General features: G+C 75.0%; 16 protein-coding genes. 11 read left to right on the forward strand and 5 right to left on the reverse strand.

All coding sequences use genetic code 11. The features are described 5' to 3' along the window. Positions 1-104 precede the first annotated feature (104 nt). Positions 105-866, forward strand: a complete 762-nt coding sequence (locus DQ244_RS08225) for a hypothetical protein (protein WP_113810980.1) — start codon at positions 105-107, stop codon at positions 864-866. Between the two features lie 115 nt (positions 867-981). Here DQ244_RS08225 and DQ244_RS08230 read toward each other — a convergent pair whose 3' ends face one another. Next, complete coding sequence (locus DQ244_RS08230) at positions 982-1635, reverse strand: YqgE/AlgH family protein (protein ID WP_233491256.1); 654 nt, start codon at positions 1633-1635, stop codon at positions 982-984. A gap of 152 nt (positions 1636-1787) precedes the next feature. Between DQ244_RS08230 and DQ244_RS08235 the strand changes: the two genes are divergently transcribed. Then, the gene (locus DQ244_RS08235; RefSeq protein ID WP_113810982.1) at positions 1788-3059 is read left to right on the forward strand and encodes an MFS transporter; all 1272 of its coding nucleotides are present in this window, start codon (positions 1788-1790) and stop codon (positions 3057-3059) included. A gap of 9 nt (positions 3060-3068) precedes the next feature. On the opposite strand, the gene DQ244_RS08240 is transcribed toward DQ244_RS08235, so the two are convergent. Both DQ244_RS08240 and DQ244_RS08245 read right to left on the reverse strand, forming a co-directional pair. Further along, a complete protein-coding gene (locus DQ244_RS08240) occupies positions 3069-4025 on the reverse strand; it encodes a matrixin family metalloprotease (protein WP_113810983.1) in 957 nt (318 codons plus the stop codon). 60 nt (positions 4026-4085) lie between these two features. Continuing rightward, positions 4086-5534 carry a CCA tRNA nucleotidyltransferase gene (locus DQ244_RS08245; protein ID WP_199580291.1) on the reverse strand — a complete coding sequence of 483 codons (1449 nt, stop codon included), beginning with the start codon at positions 5532-5534 and terminating at the stop codon, positions 4086-4088. Between the two features lie 141 nt (positions 5535-5675). Between DQ244_RS08245 and DQ244_RS08250 the strand changes: the two genes are divergently transcribed. The 9 genes from DQ244_RS08250 (at position 5676) to DQ244_RS08290 (ending at position 17777) form a co-directional block, all read left to right on the forward strand. After that, positions 5676-6152: an NUDIX hydrolase gene (locus tag DQ244_RS08250; RefSeq protein ID WP_113810985.1), complete on the forward strand. Its 477-nt coding sequence runs from the start codon at positions 5676-5678 to the stop codon at positions 6150-6152. Further along, a complete protein-coding gene (locus tag DQ244_RS08255; protein WP_113810986.1) occupies positions 6149-8503 on the forward strand; it encodes a DUF6049 family protein in 2355 nt (784 codons plus the stop codon). Before DQ244_RS08250 ends, DQ244_RS08255 begins: the two co-directional genes overlap by 4 nt. Beyond that, positions 8500-10593 carry a murein biosynthesis integral membrane protein MurJ gene (gene murJ / locus DQ244_RS08260; protein ID WP_233491257.1) on the forward strand — a complete coding sequence of 698 codons (2094 nt, stop codon included), beginning with the start codon at positions 8500-8502 and terminating at the stop codon, positions 10591-10593. The genes DQ244_RS08255 and murJ overlap by 4 nt, the downstream gene beginning before the upstream one ends. A gap of 74 nt (positions 10594-10667) precedes the next feature. Continuing rightward, complete coding sequence (locus DQ244_RS08265) at positions 10668-12305, forward strand: protein kinase family protein (protein WP_199580292.1); 1638 nt, start codon at positions 10668-10670, stop codon at positions 12303-12305. 118 nt (positions 12306-12423) lie between these two features. Next, a complete protein-coding gene (gene trxB, locus DQ244_RS08270) occupies positions 12424-13404 on the forward strand; it encodes a thioredoxin-disulfide reductase (RefSeq protein WP_113811136.1) in 981 nt (326 codons plus the stop codon). Between the two features lie 80 nt (positions 13405-13484). Next, positions 13485-13811: a thioredoxin gene (trxA, locus tag DQ244_RS08275; protein WP_113810988.1), complete on the forward strand. Its 327-nt coding sequence runs from the start codon at positions 13485-13487 to the stop codon at positions 13809-13811. A gap of 219 nt (positions 13812-14030) precedes the next feature. Beyond that, entirely contained in the window at positions 14031-15131 is a 1101-nt protein-coding gene (locus DQ244_RS08280) for an N-acetylmuramoyl-L-alanine amidase (RefSeq protein WP_233491259.1), read from the forward strand. A gap of 229 nt (positions 15132-15360) precedes the next feature. Continuing rightward, positions 15361-16785: a PLP-dependent aminotransferase family protein gene (locus DQ244_RS08285; protein ID WP_233491260.1), complete on the forward strand. Its 1425-nt coding sequence runs from the start codon at positions 15361-15363 to the stop codon at positions 16783-16785. Continuing rightward, positions 16782-17777: a D-alanine--D-alanine ligase gene (locus tag DQ244_RS08290; protein WP_113810990.1), complete on the forward strand. Its 996-nt coding sequence runs from the start codon at positions 16782-16784 to the stop codon at positions 17775-17777. Before DQ244_RS08285 ends, DQ244_RS08290 begins: the two co-directional genes overlap by 4 nt. Positions 17778-17850: 73 nt before the next feature. Here DQ244_RS08290 and DQ244_RS08295 read toward each other — a convergent pair whose 3' ends face one another. Then, complete coding sequence (locus DQ244_RS08295) at positions 17851-18909, reverse strand: ParB/RepB/Spo0J family partition protein (RefSeq protein ID WP_113810991.1); 1059 nt, start codon at positions 18907-18909, stop codon at positions 17851-17853. Between the two features lie 25 nt (positions 18910-18934). Then, the gene (locus DQ244_RS08300) at positions 18935-19999 is read right to left on the reverse strand and encodes a ParA family protein (protein ID WP_113810992.1); all 1065 of its coding nucleotides are present in this window, start codon (positions 19997-19999) and stop codon (positions 18935-18937) included. Between the last annotated feature and the right edge of the window lie 29 nt (positions 20000-20028).

A 20028-nucleotide genomic window follows, 5' to 3' on the forward strand; every position in this document is an offset into this window, starting at 1 on the left:
GAGGCCGTTCCATCGCGTGACGCGGGGCCCGCATTCCTCCGGGGATGCGGGCCCTGCTGCGTTTCCTGCCCGGGATGGGGAGCTGCGCTCCCTAGGCTCCCGGCATGCCCGCCCGCCGTCCGCTCGCCACCCGCGCGGGGACGGCGGCGCTCGCGCTGCTCCTCCTGACCGCGTGCTCGGGGGACGAGCGCTCCCCCGGCGAGCCGATCACCGAGGACGAGGCCCGGACCCTGGCCGAGCTGCTGCACCGCAACCACACCGAGGGCGGCGCGGACTTCGTCGTGTCGGTGCCCTTCGGTGACGACGCGCTGCTCGAGCTCACCGGGGAGGTCGACTTCCGGCGCGGGGTCGGCCGGGCCCAGGCGGTCACCGTCGTCGACGACGAGGAGCGCGACGCCCGCACCCTCTTCTTCGACCGCGACGAGCTGTGGTCCGGCGACGTCCCCGGGCTGTCCGAGGCACTGGCGGCCGACGGGGCGCCCGACGCCTCCTACCTGCGGCGCCCGCGGCCGGCCGACCCCGAGGACCCGGAGCTGCTCGACGTGCTCGTCGCGATGCTGCTCAACCTGGCCCAGCCGGAGGCCGACGACCCCGCGCTGTTCCTGGACGGGCCGTACCGCTGGCAGGCGGAGGAGCCGCTGGACGGCCGCCCGACCGTCGTCTACCGGCTGCGCGAGGGGCGCAGCGTCGCGGTCGACGCGGGGGACGGGACGCTGGTGCAGTATCGGGCCACCCTGCCCGACAGCGGGCTGGACGTGACGCTCACGCTGGCCGACCACGGGACCCGGCGGGTGGCGCTCCCGGGCGACGACGAGACGGCGGCCGCGGCGGACCATCCGGAGGTGGCGGAGGACTTCGGCCTCTGAGAGGACCGCAGACAAGTGGGAAGGGGCGGTCTCTTCCCCAGACCGCCCCTTCCCGACGTCCTTCTTACCAGACCGGGCGCCGTCGCGCTCCCCATCGGCGGGCGCGTCGCGGCGATCAGTTCGCGGCGGGGTCCGCGGGGGCGGTGGAGAGGACGGCGAGCCGGCCGGACTGGCGGCCCATCACCTGCCGCCACAGCTGCGGCCCGGACAGGTCTCCGAGCACGTCGCCGGGCCGGCTGGGGACGCAGGCCCACGCACCCTCGGCGATCTCCCCGGCCAGCTGGCCGGGCGACCAGCCGGCGTACCCGGCGAACACCCGCAGGCCGGTGAGCCGGCCGGCCAGCGCGTCGGGGTCCCCGTCGAGGTCGACCAGGTGCACGTCGCCGGCCACCGGTCGCAGTCCCGCCTCCGGTTCCGGCTCCGCGGCCGTGGCCAGGCACAGCGCGGTGTCGGTCTCGCACGGCCCGCCCACGTGGAAGACCCCAGGGGCGACGGCGAGGTCGCACCAGCCGGGCAGCACGTCGCGGATCTCCACCTGGCTCGGCCGGCCGAGGACGACGCCCAGCGTGCCGGTGTCGGAGTGGTCGAGGACGTAGACGACGGTGCCGGCGAACGTCGGGTCGGTCAGCGACGGCATCGCGACCAGGAGGCTGCCCGCGCTCACGTCGTCGAGGCAGCCGATCGACAGGGCCGGGACGGCGCGCGCGCGACGACGGCCGGTCACGGGCCGGGTGGGCGGACCGGACTCGGGCTCGGGCGAAGCGGGCACCGGGGACATCTTCCCCAGTGTGCCCCACCCAACCGCTCCGGGTACGGGCGTCGGCCGCGCGGGTGACGGAGAGGGCGGGCGGCCCCGTCCAGAGGCTCGCCGCGAGCCTGCGAGGGGTGAGGGGGACGGGGTCCTTTATCTAGGGTGGGGACGTGGCCGCGGCGGGGACGACGGTGCGCGGCCTGCTCACCCGCGGGGACTTCCGCCGGCTGCTCGGCACCCGGCTGCTGGCCCAGTTCGGGGACGGCGTCCTGCAGGCGGCCCTGGCCGGCACGATCCTGTTCAACCCGCAGCGGGCGGCCGACCCCGTCGACGTGGCCGCCGGCTTCGCCGTGCTGCTCCTGCCCTACTCGTTGGTCGGGCCGTTCGCCGGGGTCTGGCTGGACCGCTGGAGCCGCCGGCAGATCCTCCTGCGCGCGAACCTCGTGCGCGCCGTCCTGGTCGCGGTCGTGGCCGCTCTGATCCTGGCCGGCGTCCAGGGACCGGCCTTCCTCCTGGCTGGGCTCGCGGTGTTCTCGGTCAACCGGTTCGTGCTGTCCGCGCTGTCCGCGGGGCTGCCGCACACCACCGACGAGCACTCGCTGGTCCGGGCCAACGCCCTGTCGACGACGTCGGGCTCGGTGGCGACCGTGGTGGGCGGCGGCGCAGCGCTGGTCCTGGCCCCGCTGACCGGCTCGGGTGACGCCGGGTACGCAGCCCTGGCGCTCGCCGCCGCCCTGCCCTACCTCGGCTCGGCCGCCGTGGTGACCGGGTTCGACCGACGTCACCTGGGCCCGGACCACATGGCCCGGACGGCGCGTCTGACGGCGGGCCAGGTGCTGGCCGGCATGGCGTCGGGCGCCCGGCACGCCTGGCGGGACCGACCGGCCCGGGCGGCCCTCACCGCCATCGGCCTGCACCGCTGCCTGTTCGGCGTCCTGACGCTGATGGCGTTGCTGCTGCACCGCGGCACCTTCACCGCCGGCACCGGGCTGTTCCCCGGCGGCCTGACGGGGCTGGGACAGGTGGTCGCCGCCGGTGCCGTCGGCACCCTCGTCGCGGCTGCCGTGACCCCCGGGGCGGTGGCCCGGATCGGCACGCGGCGGTGGACCGGGCTCCTGCTGGTGGGCGGCGGGACGGCCCAGCTGGGGCTCGGGCTCCTGCTGCAGCCGGGAGCGGCGGTGGCCGCCGGCTTCGTGCTCGGGTTCGTGGGCCACGGCGTGAAGATCTGCGTCGACGCCACGCTCCAGGAGCGCATCGACGACGACCACCGGGGCCGGGTGTTCTCCGTGTACGACACGGTGGTCAACGTCGGCTACGTCGCGGCGCTGGTCCTGGCCGCGTTCGCCCTGCCGTCGTCCGGCGTCTCACCGCCGGTGCTGGGGATCGTGGCAGCCGGGTACCTGCTCACCGCGGTGCTGCACGCGCGGATGACCCGGCGCTGAGCGGGCGGCTCAGAGCTCGGGGACGCAGGGCCCCGCGCCGAGGGCGGCCAGGCCGGTGAGGTCACCGGCGGAGAAGTCGGTCACGGCCCGCCGCGCCTCGGGGTACATCAGCTCCGCGTCGTCGTCGACGTGCGCCAGGCCCACCAGGTGGCCGAGCTCGTGCAGCACGATGCCCCGGGCGACGGCCGCGCCGTCGCGCCCGCCGAGGATCTCCGGGAACTGGACCGAGTCCAGGCTCACCGTGCCGCTGACGAAGACCCGGGGCCCCTCGCCGAGGGAGACCGCGACGCTGCCGGCCTCGCCCACGACGTCACCGACCAGCGCGGGGTTCTCCGCCTCGGTCTGCCAGCCGATGAGCACCGGCGCCCACTGGTCGCCGTAGCGCTCGGGCTGGTACACCGCCCGCTCGGTGGTCAGCGGCTCGTCGGTGTAGCCGTCGAAGGTGAAGACCAGACCGGTCACGTCGGCGATGCGCAGCACCGCGTCGTGCACCAGCTGCTCGCCGCCTGGAGGCGTGGCGTCGGGCCGGAGCACGTAGTGGATGGTGCGGCAGGGGTCGTAGGCGACCGGGGTGACGCCGTCGTCCTGGAAGGTGGTGAAGCCGTGCGTGCCGCCGACCGGCGGCGGCAGCGGGGGAGGGCCGAGGGGGACGAGCAGGCCGCTCGGCGTCGGCCGGTCGGTGGGCCGGGCCGGTTCCGACGACGCCGGCAGCCCGGGGGAGGCCTGGGGCAACCGCTGGGCCCAGGGCAGCTCCGACGGGTCGACGAGGGCGACCGCGCCCGCGACCGCCGCCGCCACCAGCAGCCCGCTCCACAGCCCCCGCCGGCGCCGGGGCGGGGCCACCGCGCCGCGCCACGGCTCGGGCGGCGCCGTCACACCGGCGGCCTCCTGGAGGACCCACTGGGGGACGCGCCCGGACGGCGACGCGGGCAGGTGGCCGGCGTCCTCGGGGTCATGCGGGTGCACGGGAGATTTCTCGGCACCGGCGTCCGGCTTCTGGAGCCGGGCGGTCGTCGCGTCCCCCGGTCAGCCCGTGCGCTCCGCCCACCAGGCCCGCAGCGCGGCCTCGGCGTCGTCGGGGTCCAGCGGGCCGCGCTCCAGGCGCAGGTCCTTGAGGAAGCGCCAGGCCGCGCCGACCTCGGGGCCGGGGCCCACGCCGAGGATCTCCATGATCGCGTTGCCGTCCAGGTCGGGCCGGACGCGGGCGAGGTCCTCCTGCGCGGCCAGCACCGTGATCCGCTCCTCGAGCGAGTCGTAGGTGGCCGCCAGCGCCGCCGCCCGGCGCTTGTTGCGGGTGGTGGAGTCCGAGCGCACCAGCTTGTGCAGGCGGGGGAGCAGGTCACCGGCGTCGGTGACGTAGCGGCGGACGGCCGAGTCGGTCCACTCGCCGCGGCCGTAGCCGTGGAAGCGCAGGTGCAGGAAGGTCAGCCGGGCGACCTGCTCGACGATCTCCTTGGAGTACTTCAGCGCCTGGAGCCGCTTGCGCACCAGCTTCGCCCCGACCACCTCGTGGTGGTGGAAGGAGACCCGCCCGCGCGGCTCGTGCCGGCGGGTGGCCGGCTTGCCGATGTCGTGCAGCAGCGCGGCCAGGCGCAGCACGAGGTCGGGGGACCCGCTGCCGGGATCGGCCTTCTCCAGCTCGATCGCCTGGTCGAGCACGGTGAGCGAGTGGGTGTAGACGTCCTTGTGCTGGTGGTGCTCGTCGATCTCCATGCGCAGCGCGGAGAGCTCCGGCAGCACGACGTCGGCCAGCCCGGTGGCGACGAAGAGCTCGAGCGCGGCGCGGGGGGAGTCCTGCAGCAGCGTCTTCGACAGCTCGGCCTGCACCCGCTCCGGCGTGATGCGGGCCAGCTCGCCGGAGAGCGCGGTCATCGCCGCGACGACGTCGTCCGCGGGGGTGAGCCCGAGCTGCGCCACGAACCGGACGGCGCGGAGCATCCGGAGCGGGTCGTCGGCGAAGGACTCCTCCGCGGTGCCGGGCGTGCGCAGCCGCCGGGCGAGCAGGTCACCGAGCCCGCCGAAGGGGTCGGTGACGGTGCGGTCCGGTCCGAGGCTCACCGCCATCGCGTTCACCGTGAAGTCCCGCCGGACCAGGTCGTCCAGCAGCGAGTCGCCCCAGGCCACCTCCGGGTTCCGGGACTCGCGGTCGTACCGGTCGGCCCGGAAGGTGGTGATCTCCACCCGCGCGCCGCCGATCTCCGCGCCCACGGTGCCGAAGGCGATGCCGGTGTTCCACGTGGAACGGGCCCAGCCGCGGAGCAGGTCCAGCACCTGCTCGGGCCGGGCGTCGGTGGTGACGTCGAGGTCGCCGGGCACCTGGTCGATCCCGGCGCCGGCGGAGAGCAGGGCGTCGCGGACGCTGCCGCCGACCAGGTGCGCCTCGAACCCGGCAGCGGCGAAGCGCTCGCCCAGTTCGGTGAGCACGGGGGACAGGTCCACGAGCCGGCGGACGGTCTCCTGGACGGCCGCGGGCACGGGCTCGGGCTCAGGACGACTCGGCGACTGCGCGGACACGACGAGCCAGGGTAGTGCGCGCGGGAACCCGCCCCGCCCCGCACTCGGGGCCGCCGGGTCGGGCTGCTCTGCTCACCCAGCTCTTACCGGTACCCTCCTGGCATGGCTGGAACGGGCGGGCGTGGGCGCCCGGGCCGCCGGCTGCGCCGGGTCGACGAGACCTCCGCCGGGGGCCTGGTGGTCGCCGACGACGGGGTGACCGGTCCCCGTGCCGCGCTGATCGGCCGGACGGACCGCCGCGGACGCCTGCTCTGGTCCCTCCCGAAGGGCCACATCGAGGCCGGCGAGACCCCCGAGGACACCGCAGTGCGCGAGGTCGCGGAGGAGACCGGGATCATCGGCGAGGTCGTCGCGCCGCTCGGCATCATCGACTTCTGGTTCGTCGCCGAGGGCCGCCGCGTGCACAAGACGGTGCACCACTTCCTGCTGCGCGCGATCGGCGGCGCGCTCTCCGACGCCGACATCGAGGTCACCGAGGTCGCCTGGGTGCCCCTGGACGAGCTGAGCACCCGGCTGGCCTACGCCGACGAGCGGGCACTCGTGGAGCGCGCGCCCGGACTCCTGGCCGACACCGCGTGACGCGGCCGGCTGCCGCCCGCGCCGGCGGCCGCCCCGCCGCCGACGCCTCCGCCCGGCCGGGCGCCGTCCGTCGCGCCGTCGCGCTCGTCCCGCTGGTGGCCGGTGCGCTGGCCCTGGCACACCCGTTGCCCGCACCCGCGCAGGCCGCGCCCGCCGTCCCCGGGGACGGCGTCGACGCCGAGCGCCCCGTGCGCATCGAGGTGGGCCGGTTCGAGCCGCGCACCGTCACACCGGGGTCCCTGATCACCGTCACCGGCACGCTGACCAACACGGGTGCGCTGCCGATCACCGACCTCGCCGTCCGGCTGCAGCGCGGCGAGGTGCGCACCACCCGGGAGGAGCTCGCCGCCGCGGTCGCCGATCCCGATCCGGCCACCACCGTGCTGGCACCGTTCTCCGAGGTGCCCGACGACCTGGCCCCCGGCGCGAGCGCCGGCTTCAGCTACACGGTCCCCTCCGACGAGCTCCGGCTGGAGCGCGACGGGGTTTACCCGGCGCTGCTCAACGTCAACGGCACCGTGGACGGCGACGAGCAGCAGCGCGTCGGCGAGCTGTCCACCTTCGTCGTCCAGCAGCCGGTCGAACCGGCCGCCCGCACCGCCGTGGCCTGGCTCTGGCCGCTGTCCGAGCGCAGCCACCGCACGCCGTCCGGGGGCTTCGCCGACGACGGGCTGACCGAGGTCGTCGCCGAGGGCGGCCGGCTGGACCGCGCCCTCGCCGTCGTCGAGCGGCTGCCCACCGCCGCCGCACCCGACGGGGCCGCGGCGCCCGCGCTGCAGGTGACCCTCGCGATCGATCCCGCCCTGGTGGAGGAGCTGTCGGTCATGGCCGAGGGTCCCTACGCCGTCGACGGCGAGGAGGACGCCGGAACCGGCACCGACGAGGCGCGGGCGTTCCTCGAGCGGCTGCGCGCGGTCGCCGCCGTCCACCCGGTGGTCGCGCTGCCCTACGGCGACGTCGACGCCGACAGCCTGCAGCTCGCCGGGCTGCCCGGCGTGGTCACCCGCAGCCTGCCCGGATCCCCCGACGGGACCGCCCAGGACCCGCCCGGCGCGGCACCGGCACCGGCGACGCCGACCGCCGACGGCGCCGCCCCGGCCGAGGAGGAGCCGCCGCGCACCACCGGCGCGGGCTCGGTGATCCTGGACGACCTGCTGGACGTCACCCCCGTGACCGACCTGGCCTGGGCCGCGGACGGCGGCTTCGAGCCGGCCACGCTGGACGTCCTGCGCGACGGCGGCGTCGACCGCGTCGTGCTGGCCGGCGACGCCCTCACCGACGGGGAGTCGGCGGTCGGGCTGGACGGATCGGACGCCGTCGCGCACAGCACCCTGCCGGTCGCCGACGGGACGATCGACGTCCTGGTCGCCGACCCGACGCTCACCGCGCTGGTCGGGGGCGCCGAGGACGTCCCGGGCGGCCCCCGGGTGGCCGTGCAGCGCTACGTCGCCGAGCTGGCGGCGCTGACGCTGCAGTCCCCGCCCGGCACCGAGCAGACCGTGCTCGTGGCCCCGCCGCGCGACGTGCGCTCCGGCCCCGACGGCGCCGGCGCGATGATGGCCGACACCACGGGCCTGCCGTGGTTGCGCGCCGAGTCGGTGGCCGGTCTGGGCAACGTCCCGGTCGCGGACGCGGGTGAGGTGACCACCCCCGCCTCGGTGCGCCGCCTCGACGCCGAGGGGATGCTCGCGCTGGCCGAGGCCGTGGCCGTGCGCGACGACCTGGCCGGCGCCGTCGTCGGCGACGCCGGGGTCGCGCTGCAGGCCTACGACGCGGGGATCGCCCGCAGCGCCTCCGTCCTGCGCGCCCAGGACCCCGAGGCGTTCCGGGCCGCGGCGGAGGCCGCGCGCGCCGCCGTGGACCGGCTCCGCGGGCGGGTCACGGTCGTCGCGCCCGCCGACGGCACCTACACCCTGGCCTCCAGCACGGCTCCGCTGGTCCTCACCGTCGACAACGACCTGCCCTTCGCCGTCCAGGTGCTGCTCCAGGTGCGCACCCGTGGCAGCCGCGGGCTCTCGATCGGCGACATCGGCGTCCAGACCCTGGCCCCCCGGGAGCGCACGACCCTGCAGGTGCCCACGGAGGTGCGCCAGTCCGGCGGCTTCGCCGTCACCGCCGAGGTGACGACCCCCTCCGGTGGGCCGCTCGGCGAGCGCGTGGACATGCAGGTGAAGAGCACCGCCTACGGGTCCATCTCGCTGTCGATCACGATCGGCGCGGCGTCGCTGCTGGGCCTGCTCTTCCTGCGCCGGTTCGTCAACCTGGTCCGCCGCCGTCGCCGCGGTGCCGTCGAGGGCCCGGAGCTCGCGCCCCCCGGCCTGGCCGCGCCGCCCACCCGGAGCCCGGTGTGACCGACCGCCCCGACGTCAGCGACCGCCCCGCGACCGACGACGGGTCCGACGAGCCGTCCGCCCGCGAGGAGCGGCGTCCCCGGCCGGTCCGCATGCCCCCGCCACCGCCCGCCCGGCCGGCACCCGCCCGGCGCAGCGGCGCCCCCCTGCCGCCCGCGCCCTACCTGGCGACCCCGCCGGAGGACGCCGCCGTCGCGCCGCACCCCCAGATGGACGCCCGGCCGGACGACGACGTCCGGCGGGCCGGCCAGGAACCCGCCCGCGTGCTCCCGCCACCGCCGCAGGCCCCGCCGCCGGAGGTGCCCGCGAGGGCGCAGCGTCCGGCCGCACCCCTGCCGCCGCTGCCCCCGATGCGGCACCGCTGGGTCCCCGCCGCGGACGAGACCCAGGTCTTCCCGATCACCGTGCTACCGCCGGTGCCGCGGGCGGCCTCCGACACCGACCAGGACGTCGAGGAGCGCGAGGGCGCCCCCGGCGCCAGCCGCGGCATCCTGCGCGCGGCCGGGACCATGGCGATGGCCACGCTGGTCTCCCGCGTCACCGGCCTGCTGCGCACCGTCGTGCTGGCGGCCGCGCTCGGCGTCGGCTTCGTCGCCGACGCCTACAGCACGACCAACACGCTCCCGAACATCGTCTACGAGCTGCTGCTCGGCGGCGTGCTGACCTCGGTCATCGTCCCGCTGCTGGTGCACGCGCAGGAGCGGGACGCCGACGACGGCGTCGCGTACGCCCAGCGGCTGGTCACCGTCGCCATGGCCGGGCTCACCGTCATGACCGTGCTGGCCGTGCTCGCCGCCCCGCTGCTGACCTCTCTGTACGGCCTCGACGAGGACCCCGATCAGTACCGCCTGGCCAACTGGCTGGCGCGGATGCTGCTGGTCGAGATCGTGTTCTACGGGCTCGGCGCGTTCGCCCAGGCGATCCTCAACAGCCGCGGCGTCTTCGGGCCCCCGGCCTGGGCACCGGTCCTCAACAACGTCGTGGTGATCGCCACCGGGCTGGTCTTCCTGGCCGCGAGCGGTCCGGGCAGCCTCGAGGCGGCGACCATCGCGCCGGGCCTGGTGTGGCTGCTCGGGATCGGCACGGTGCTGGGGATCGCGGTGCAGGCGATCGTGCTGGTCCCGCTCCTCGGCCGCGCCGGGGTCCCCCTGCGACCGCGGTGGGGAGTGCGGGAGACCGGGCTCCGCGAGGCCGGGGCGCTCGGCCTGTGGGTCATCGGCTACGTCGCCGTCAGCCAGATCGGTGTCCTGGTGGCACTGCGGATCGCCAACGCCGCCCAGCGGGACGGCGGGCTGGGCTCCACCGCCTTCCAGTACGCCAGCCTGCTCTTCCAGATGCCCTACGGGATCATCGGCGTGGCCCTGCTGACCGCCCTGGTCCCCCGGATGAGCCGGGCGGCGGCGCGCTCCGACGTCGAGGGCGTCGTGGACGACCTCTCGCTCGGCACCCGGCTCTCCGCACTCGGTCTGCTGCCGATCACCGCGGCGCTCACCGTGCTGGGCGCCCCCATCGGCGCGCTGGTGTTCGGCCGTGGGAACACCTCGTTCGCCGAGGCCGAGCAGATCGGGGTCGCGCTGGCGGCCGGCGCCTTCGGGTTGCTGCCGATGGCGGTCACCCTGCTGCAGCTGCGGGTCTTCTACGCGATGAAGGACGCCCGCACCCCGACGCTGATCCAGGTCGGGATGGTCGCCGTCCGGGTGCCCCTGCTGTTCCTCGTGCCCGTCGTCGTCGGGCCCGACGACGTCGTCGCCGGGCTGATGCTCGTCACGAGCGTCACCTACGTGGCCGGCTGGGTGCTCGGCGACCTGGCCCTGCGCCGCCGGCTCGGCGGGCTGCGCACGCGCGAGACCTTCCTGCCGGTGCTCCGGGTCGCCCTGGTGGCGCTCGTGGCGGGCCTGGCCGGGTTCCTTGTCCGGATCGTGACCTCCGACCTGGGCGGACGTTCCACCACAGGGTCGCTCCTGCAGGTGCTGATCGGTACCGTGGTGATCGGCGGCGTCGCGGTGGTCGGACTCGTGGTGGCCCGTGTTCCGGAGGTCCGGGAGCCCCTGGCTGCGGTCAGGGCCCGGTTGGGACGGGGCCGGTCATGAGCCGTCCGCAGGAGCCGACCGTGCCGGAGCAGCCGCCCCGGCGGCCGGAGCAGCACAGGGAGTCGACAGTGTCGATGGCGTCCACGACCACCGGACTCCCCGACCGCTACCGGCCGATCGACCAGATCGGGCCCGACGAGACGACCCCCACCGGCGTGATCCAGTGCTGGCGGGCCAAGGACCGCGTCCTCAACCGGGACGTCGCCGTCCGGGTGCACACCCCCGCGGGGCCGGCCGCGCACGCCTGGATCACCCGCGCCCTCACCGCCGGCGGGCTGGCCACCCCGGCGCTGGCGATGGTCTACGACGCCTCCGAGGGGCGCGCCGGCGACGACGCCTCCCCCGGCGGTGCCGCCTACGTCGTCAACGAGTGGATCGACGGCGAGACGCTGGCCGACCGGCTCCGCTCCGGCCCCATGCCCGAGCGCGAGGTGCGGCTGGTCCTGCGCCGGCTCGCCGAGGGCGTCGCCGAGGCGCACCGCGCCGGCCTGGCCGTCGGCGGGCTGTCCCTGGACAACGTGGTGCTCCGCCCCAACGGCCTGGTGGGCCTCCGGGCGGTCCCCGCCGCGGCCGGCAGCTTCGACGGCGACGTCACGGCCCTCGGTGAGCTGCTCGAGGCCTGCCTCACCGGGACCGGCCCGGCCGCGCAGCCGCTCAGCGGCCCCTCAGACCTGGTCGCGCTGGCCCGCCGCGCGCGCTCGTCGGAGCCGGGCCAGGGGCTGTCCAGCGTCGCCGCCATGGCCGCGCTGCTGGCCGAGCGGCCGCGTGGTGGTGCGGCGCAGCCCAGCGGCGGCCGCAGCGACGACGGCGACGGGAAGCGCCGCCGCCTGCGGAAGACCGAGCCCGACACCGAGGCGCCCGTGCGGCTGGAGCCCGGCGCCCTCCCGCCGGTCCCGCCCGTGCCGGCGGTCCGTCCGGTGACCAGCGGCGCGCCCCTGCCGCCCGGGGCGCTCGGTGGCGACACGGTCGACGCCTCCGCGATCGAGGTCCCGGAGCGGGACGACGAGTCCTTCGGCATGCTGCCCGACGACGACCGGGCGAGCGGGCGGGACGACGACTACGACGAGGAGGACGGCGCCGGCCGGCACCGGCTGCTGGTGGTGGGCCTCCCGCTGCTGGCGCTCGCCGTCGTCATCGGGCTGGCCTTCTGGTTCGGCTCCAGCGTCCTGTCGGTGACCGGGTCGGTCGACGACGTCGAGGGCTCGCTGCCCTCGTCGTCGGCACCGGCGGACGGTTCCGCGGCGCCCGAGGAGCCCACGGCCGGGCCGACCGCCGCCATCAGCTCCGCAGCGGTGTTCGACCCCTTCGGCGACGGCGAGCCGGAGAACGACGACGACGTCCCGCTCACCTTCGACGGCGACCCGGCGACCTCCTGGTCCACCCTCGCCTACCGCGGTTCCCCGGCCTTCGGGAACCTCAAGCCCGGTGTCGGCATCCTCTACGACCTCGGCAGCAGCCAGTCGCTCTCCGGGGTCACGATCGCCTCCCCCGTCCCGGGCGCGACCGTCGAGGTGCGCACCGGCGAGAGCGAGGGTCAGGCGCTGGAGGACTTCGAGGTCGCCACCGACGGCACCCTGGAGAACAGCACCGAGCTGACCTTCGAGGAGCCCGTCACGGCCCGCTACGTCCTGGTGTGGGTGACCGGCCTGGTCGACGACGCGGACGGCTTCTCCGCCCAGATCGGCGAGGTCGAGGTCAGCACCGCCGGCTGAGCGAGGCCCCGCAGCCCGTCCGGGGGACGGCACCCACGGGTGGAATGCCGCACCTACGATCCTGGTTGTGGACCCCGTGAGCGCGAGCACCGAGAACAACCCGACGCCCGGCCCGGCCGTGACCACCGAGGAGATCGTCGATCCGGTCATCCCGCCGGCCGAGCACGACGGCATCCGTGACCTGATCATCATCGGCTCCGGTCCGGCCGGTTACACGGCCGCCACCTACGCCGCGCGCGCCAACCTGCACCCCCTGGTCTTCGAGGGCTCGCAGTTCGGCGGCGCGCTGATGACGACCACCGAGGTCGAGAACTTCCCCGGCTTCCCCGAGGGGATCCAGGGCCCGCAGCTCATGGACGACATGCGCACGCAGGCCGAGAAGTTCGGCGCCGAGCTCGTGCCCTCGGACGTGACCGAGGTCGACCTCACCGCCACCCCGAAGATCGTCAAGGTGGGCGACACGGTGCACCGGGCGCACGCGGTGATCGTGGCGACCGGGTCCAAGTACCGCTACCTCGGCCTGGACAACGAGCAGCGCCTGCTCGGCCGGGGTGTGTCGGCCTGTGCCACCTGCGACGGGTTCTTCTTCCGCGACCAGGACATCGTGGTCGTCGGCGGTGGCGACTCGGCGATGGAGGAGGCCACCTTCCTCACCCGCTTCGCCAAGAGCGTGACCGTGGTGCACCGGCGCGAGGAGCTCCGGGCCTCGAAGATCATGGTCAAGCGCGCGCAGGACAACGAGAAGATCCGCTGGGCGCTCGGCAAGCAGGTCACCGACGTCCTCGGCGACTCCACCGTCTCCGCCGTCCAGCTGACCGACGTAGCCAGCGGCAGCACCGAGACCGTGCCGGTGACCGGCATGTTCGTGGCGATCGGCCACGACCCGCGCAGCGAGCTGTTCGCGGGTCAGCTCAAGCTGGACGACGAGGGCTACATCCGGGTGGAGCACCCCAGCACCCGCACCAACATCGACGGGGTCTTCGCCTGCGGCGACGTGGTCGACCACATCTACCGCCAGGCGATCACGTCGGCCGGCACCGGTGCCGCCGCGGCGATCGACGCGGAGCGCTGGCTCGCCGACACGTTCGACGAGCGCTGAGGAACTCCCCCCATCACTCGCACGCTCGCGGCGGGCCCGTGCGGCCGCGCCGTTCCATCCCCTACAGAAGGAGAACGACCATGGCAGGCAACACCGTGACGGTCACCGACGCCAGCTTCGCCACCGACGTGCTGGGCAGCGACAAGCCCGTACTCGTGGACTTCTGGGCGGAGTGGTGCGGCCCGTGCAAGATGGTCGCCCCCGTCCTCGAGGAGATCGCCTCCGAGCACGGCGAGAAGCTGACCATCGCCAAGCTCAACATCGACGAGAACCCGCAGATCGCCCGTGACTACCAGGTCATGTCGATCCCGACCATGACGGTCTTCCAGGGCGGCAAGCCGGTCAAGAGCATCATCGGCGCCAAGCCCAAGGGCGCGATCCTGAACGACCTCGCCGACTACATCTGACGGACACAACCCCTGCCCCCCGCTGCGGGGGCCGGGACCGCTCACTCCGCGTAGCGACCAGGCCCCACCCGTCCACCGGACGGGTGGGGCCTTCGTCGTCCTCGGGGGAGCGGGGCAGCCCCCGGTGGGCCGCTCCGGGACGGAGGGACCACAATCGGTGACACGATGGGAACCGACAGCCGCATGCAGATCCTCCGGCGGGGAGACCGTGGGCCGGCCGTGGCCGACGTGCACGCCGCCCTGCGGAGCCTGGGCCTCCTGCCGCCGACCGCCGCCGACGGTCCCGAGCCGCCTCTGGAGGCCGCCGAGTACGACGCGTCCACCGAGCTCGCCGTCCGGCACTTCCAGCAGGTCCGCGGGCTGTCCGTGGACGGACGCGTCGGCGAGGAGACCTACCGGGCGCTGAGCGAGGCGCGCTGGTCACTCGGTGACCGTTTGCTGCGGTACGACCCCGAGCGCCCCATGCGCGGCGACGACGTCACCAACCTGCAGGAGCGGCTGCTCGAGCTCGGGTACGACGCCGGGCGGGCCGACGGCATCCTGGGCCCGGAGACCGAGTCGGGGCTCCGGGCCTTCCAGCGCGACTACGGGCTGACCTCCGACGGCACCTGCGGCCCGGCCACGCTCCGTGCTCTCCGGCAACTCGGCCGCAAGGTGACCGGCGGCCGCCCGCAGCTGCTGCGGCAGAGCGCCTCCTTCGTGGAGAGCGGGCCGCACCTGATCGGCCGCAGGATCGTCGTCGACCCGGGCCACGGCGGCAGCGACGCCGGGTTCGCCGCCGGGGAGACCACCGAGTCCGACCTGGTCTTCGACCTCGCCTCGCGCATCGAGGGCCGGCTGGCCGCCGCCGGGGCCACCGTCTACCTCACCCGCGGCCGGACGCAGAACCCCGAGCACGCCGAGCGGACCAGGTTCGCCAACGACGCCCGCGCCGACCTGTTCATCTCCCTGCACATGGACTCGCACGACTCCGAGCACGCGCGCGGCGTCGCCAGCTACTACTACGGCACCGGGTCCGGAGCCTCCTCCACCGTGGGGGAGGAGTTCGCCGACCTCGTCCGCCGCGAGGTGGTGGCCCGCACCGGCCTGCTCGACCTCGGCTCGCACCCCAAGACCTGGGACCTGCTCCGGATGACGCGCATGCCGGCCGTCCGGCTGGACTGCGGGTACCTCTCGCACCCCGTCGACCGGCTGCTGCTGCTCGACGCCCGCGTGCGCAGTGCCATCGCGCACGCCGTCCTGGCCGCCGTGCAGCGCCTCTACCTCCCCGCCGAGGCCGACCCGCCCACCGGCACCTTCTCGCTGCCCACGCGCGTCTGAAGGGAGATGGCACTGCGATCCTCCGGATCGCACCGCGATGACACCGTCGTCCTCCGGACGACACCGCGGCCACGTGCCGTCCCCTGCTGAGCGGAGCCGTTGATTCGTCCCTGCGCGGGACCCTCCGGGCCCCACTCGGGCCGACGGTGCCCCTCACCGCTCGCCAGACGCCGCCGGACGCCTCGCCTCCGTACGGAGCCTCGAGCACCGCGGGCTTAGACTCCTGGGGGTGGCCACCAACCCGCCCGGCTCTCCCGCCGGTCCCGGTCAGCCGGGCACGCACCTGAGCACCGGTGCGCAGCCCCACGTCGTCCCGCGTCACCCGCGGCTGGACCCCCTGGCCGACCGCTACGCAGCACGGACGCACGGGATGCAGGCCTCGGAGATCCGCGCGCTGTTCTCGGTCGTGAGCCGCCCCGAGGTCGTCTCGCTGGCCGGTGGCATGCCCGCCGTCACCGCGCTGCCGCTGGACGCCGTCGGCTCGATGATCGGCGAGCTGGTGTCCGGCATGGGCGCCCAGACCCTCCAGTACGGCTCCGGCCAGGGCGACCCGCGGCTGCGCGAGCGGATCTGCGACGTCATGGCGCTCGAGGGCATCACCGACGCCTCGCCCAGCGAGGTCGTCGTCACCGTGGGGTCCCAGCAGGGCCTGGACCTGATCACCCGCGTCTTCTGCGACCCGGGCGACACGATCCTCGCCGAGGGCCCCTCCTACGTCGGCGCGCTCGGCGTCTTCCAAGCCGCCCAGGCCCGCGTCCGGCACGTCGCCATGGACGACGACGGGCTCATCCCCGAGGCGCTGGAGGAGGCCCTGGCCGACTGCCGCGCCGCCGGCGAGCGGGTCAAGTTCCTCTACACGGTGCCGAACTTCCACAACCCGGCCGGCGTGACCCTCTCCGAGGAGCGCCGCGAGGCCGTCATGGCCATCGCCGAGCGGCACGACCTGCTGATCATCGAGGACAACCCCTACGGCCTGCTCGGCTTCGAGCAGGAGCCGATGCGCGCGCTGCGGGCCCGCAACAACCAGCGGGTCATCTACCTCGGCTCGTTCTCCAAGACGTTCTCACCGGGCCTGCGGGTGGGCTGGGTGCTCGCGCCGCTGGCCGTGCGCGAGAAGCTGGTGCTGGCCACGGAGGCGCAGGTCCTCTGCCCGCCGTCGCTCACCCAGTACGCGGTCGCCCGGTACCTGGACACCCAGCCCTGGCGCGAGCAGATCAAGGTCTTCTCCGAGCTGTACCGGGAGCGGCGGGACGCCGCCCTGGAGTCGTTGTCGGCGCTGATGCCGGCCGGCACGGTCTGGACCCAGCCCAGGGGCGGGTTCTACGTCTGGCTGAAGCTGCCGCACGGGCTGGACGCCAAGCTGATGCAGCCCCGCGCGGTCGGCGCGCACGTCGCCTACGTGCCGGGCATCGGCTTCTTCGCCGACGGCAACGGCCAGGAGTACATGCGGCTGTCCTACTGCTACCCCGAGCCCGACCAGATCCGCGAGGGCGTCCGCCGGCTGGCCCGCGTCGTCGAGGCCGAGCTGGACCTGCACTCCACCTTCGACAAGGTCGACACCGGTACGTTCCGGGCGATCCCGCCGGGATCGGGGCACGACGCCGAGCAGATGGTCGGGCCGGCGAACAGCGACACCTTCGAGGACGGACGATGAGCGAGACAGCGCCCGCAGCCAGCCCCGCGGCAGCGCCCCCGGCGCACCCGCTGCGCGCCGTCGTCCTGGCCGGTGGGCTGACCTTCGAGCGCGAGGTCAGCCTGTCCTCCGGCACCCAGGTGGTCGAGGAGCTCACCCGCGCCGGCCTGGACGCCGAGCTGCGGGACGCCGACGCCGAGCTGCTGCCCGGACTGGCCGCGGCCCCCGCCGACGCCGTCTTCATCGCGCTGCACGGCGCCACGGGGGAGGACGGCGCCCTGCGCGCGGTGCTCGACCTCGCCGGCGTGCCCTACGTCGGCTCCCCGGCCTCGGCCTGCCGGCTGGCGTGGGACAAGCCGGCCGCCAAGTCCGTCGTCCGCTCCGCCGGGGTCACGACGCCGGACTGGGTCGCCCTCCCGCACAGCACCTTCCGCGAGCTGGGCGCCGGCGCGGTGCTCGACCTGATGGTGGCCCGCCTGGGACTGCCCCTCATGGTGAAGCCTGCGTCGGGCGGCTCGGCCCTCGGCGTCCAGAAGGTCGGCCGGGTCGAGGACCTGCCGGCGGCGATGGTGAGCTGCTTCGCCTACGGCGACACCGTGATGGTGGAGCGCTACGTGGACGGCGTCGAGCTGGCCCTCGCCGTGGTCGACCTCGGTGACGGCCCGCGGGCCCTGCCGGCCGTGGAGATCGAGCCGGCGTCCGGCGTCTTCGACTACACGTCGCGCTACACGCCCGGGCTCACCGAGTACCACGCCCCGGCGCGCGTCTCCGACGAGGTCGCCGAGCGGGCCGCGGCTCTCGCGGTCCAGGTGCACGAAGCCCTCGGCCTGGCCGACCTCTCGCGCACCGACGCGATCGTGACGCCGGACGGCGAGGTGCACTTCCTCGAGGTGAACGTCTCCCCGGGGCTGACCGAGACGTCGATGTTCCCGATGGCCGTGGAGGCCGCCGGGCACGAGCTCGGCGACGTGCTCGCCCGCCTGCTCGCCCGCCGGGCCGAGATCGCTCGTTGACACCACCCGCCACTCCCACAACGGGGGCCTTACGTCAGTGACGTAAGGCCCCCGTTGTGCAGAGAGGTGCTGGTCAGCCCTCTGCGCGGCGCCCGGTGATGTCCGGCGCCATGACACCGATGATGCGCTGCAGGTCGTCCACCGATCCGAACTCGACGACGATCTTGCCCTTGGACCGGCCGATCTGGATCTTGACCTTGGTCTCGAACATGTCCGACAGCCGCGAGCCCAGCTCCTCCACCCCCGGCGCCGAGATCCGCCGGCTGCGGCGCTTCGCGGTCGGCTCCTCCGCGGCGGCCATCGCGACGGCCTCCTCGGTCGCCCGGACCGAGAGGCCCTCGGCGACGATCCGGGTCGCCAGCGCGTCCTGCGCCGCCGGGTCGTGCAGCCCGAGCAGAGCGCGGGCGTGCCCCGCCGAGATGACGCCGGCGGCGACGCGCGTCTGCACCTTCACCGGCAGCTTCATCAGCCGGATCGTGTTGGTGACCTGCGAGCGGCTGCGGCCGATCCGGCTGGCCAGCTCCTCGTGGGTGGCGCCGAACTCCTCCAGCAGCTGCTGGTAGGCCGCCGCCTCCTCCAGCGGGTTGAGCTGGACGCGGTGGATGTTCTCCAGGAGGGCGTCGCGCAGCATCGCGTCGTCGGTGGTGTCGCGGACGATGGCCGGGACGGTGTCCAGGCCCGCCGCGCGGGAGGCCCGCAGCCGGCGCTCGCCCATGATGAGCTCGTAGCGGCCGTCGGTCGCTTCGCGCACGACGATGGGCTGCAGCAGGCCGAACTCCCGGACGCTGTGGGTCAGCTCCTCCAGCGCCTCGTCGTCGAACACCTGGCGCGGCTGCTTCGGGTTCGGGACGACGTCGTCCACGGCGACCTCGCGCAGCTGTGCTCCGGGGACGCCGACCGCCGCGCTCTCCGCCGCGGGAGCGGGCGGCGGGACCAGGCTGACCGGCGATGCCGGCTGAGCCGAGGGTCCGTCGTCCGGCGTGGCAGCCGGCGACTCGTCCGACTCCGCGGGTCGGGCATCCGGCTCCGCGGCCGGGGCCGGTGCCGGAGGGGCGACCGGCGCCGGGGTGGGCGCAGGCCCGGTCGGGATGAGCGCCGCCAGCCCGCGTCCCAGGCCGCCTCGCTTCGTCATGACTGCTCCTCGTCGGGAGTGGTGCTCACTGGGAACCGTGCGTCTGGGAGCTGGGGGTGCGGAACGGCTCGGCCGTGTCCCCGAAGGACAGGGCCCCCACGGGGGTGGCGCCGGGCCCACCGGTCGCGGCGTCGAGCGGCTGCAGGTCGACCCCGCGCCGGGCGAGCTCGCGCGCGGCCTCCACGTAGCTGGTCGAGCCACGGGAGCCCGGGTCGTAGGTCAGCACCGACTGGCCGTAGCCCGGCGCCTCGGAGACCCGGACGTTGCGCGGGATGACCGCCTCCAGCACCACGTCACCGAAGTGGTTGCGGACCTCGTCGGCCACCTGGTCGGCCAGCTTGGTGCGGCCGTCGTACATGGTCAGGAGGATCGTCCGCACGGCGATGCCGGGGTTCAGGTGCTGCCGGACCAGGTCGATGTTGTTGAGCAGCTGGCCCAGACCCTCGAGCGCGTAGTACTCGCACTGGATCGGGATGAGCACCTCGTCGCCGGCCACGAGCGCGTTCAGCGTGAGCAGCCCGAGCGACGGCGGGCAGTCGATGAGCACGTAGTGCGGGCGGCGCTCCTGGGGGAGGGCCGCGACGTAGGCCTCGATCGCGCGCCGGAGCCGGTGCTCGCGCGCGACGACGGAGACCAGCTCGATCTCCGCGCCGGCCAGGTCGATGGTCGCCGGGACGCAGAGCAGGTTCGGGCTCGCCGTCGTCGGGTGGACCACCTCGGACAGGGTGCTGTCGCCGACGAGGGCGTCGTAGATCGACGGCGTACCGACGGTGTGCTCGACGCCGAGGGCGGTGCTGGCGTTGCCTTGGGGATCCAGGTCGACGACCAGGGTGCGCAGACCGTAGAGGGCGAGCGCGACTCCCAGGTTCACGGTGGACGTGGTCTTCCCGACCCCGCCCTTCTGGTTGGCGATCGTGATGACCCGGATCCGCCCGGGCGCCGGGAAGGGCTCCTGCTGCGCCGCGTGCAGGACTCGGGTCGCGCGCAGCGCCTCCATGGCGATCGGGCTGTCGAAGTCACCCATCCCGTAGGAGGAAGCCGACGACTGGTCGGCGAGGCTGCTGCGCAGCCGCTCGCCCGGGTCGGTCATCGCAGGTCCTTCCGCTGCCGGCGTTTCAC

The organism is Blastococcus sp. TBT05-19 (genome assembly GCF_003319095.1).
Lineage (GTDB): Bacteria > Actinomycetota > Actinomycetes > Mycobacteriales > Geodermatophilaceae > Blastococcus.

Coding starts and splice junctions, on each gene's coding strand:
- trxA (WP_113810988.1), top strand. CDS start 13,485: ATGGCAGGCAACACCGTGACGGTCACCGACGCCAGCTTCGCCACCGAC.
- DQ244_RS08295 (WP_113810991.1), bottom strand. CDS start 18,909: ATGACGAAGCGAGGCGGCCTGGGACGCGGGCTGGCGGCGCTCATCCCG.
- DQ244_RS08265 (WP_199580292.1), top strand. CDS start 10,668: ATGGCGTCCACGACCACCGGACTCCCCGACCGCTACCGGCCGATCGAC.
- DQ244_RS08225 (WP_113810980.1), top strand. CDS start 105: ATGCCCGCCCGCCGTCCGCTCGCCACCCGCGCGGGGACGGCGGCGCTC.
- DQ244_RS08300 (WP_113810992.1), bottom strand. CDS start 19,999: ATGACCGACCCGGGCGAGCGGCTGCGCAGCAGCCTCGCCGACCAGTCG.
- DQ244_RS08290 (WP_113810990.1), top strand. CDS start 16,782: ATGAGCGAGACAGCGCCCGCAGCCAGCCCCGCGGCAGCGCCCCCGGCG.
- DQ244_RS08250 (WP_113810985.1), top strand. CDS start 5,676: ATGGCTGGAACGGGCGGGCGTGGGCGCCCGGGCCGCCGGCTGCGCCGG.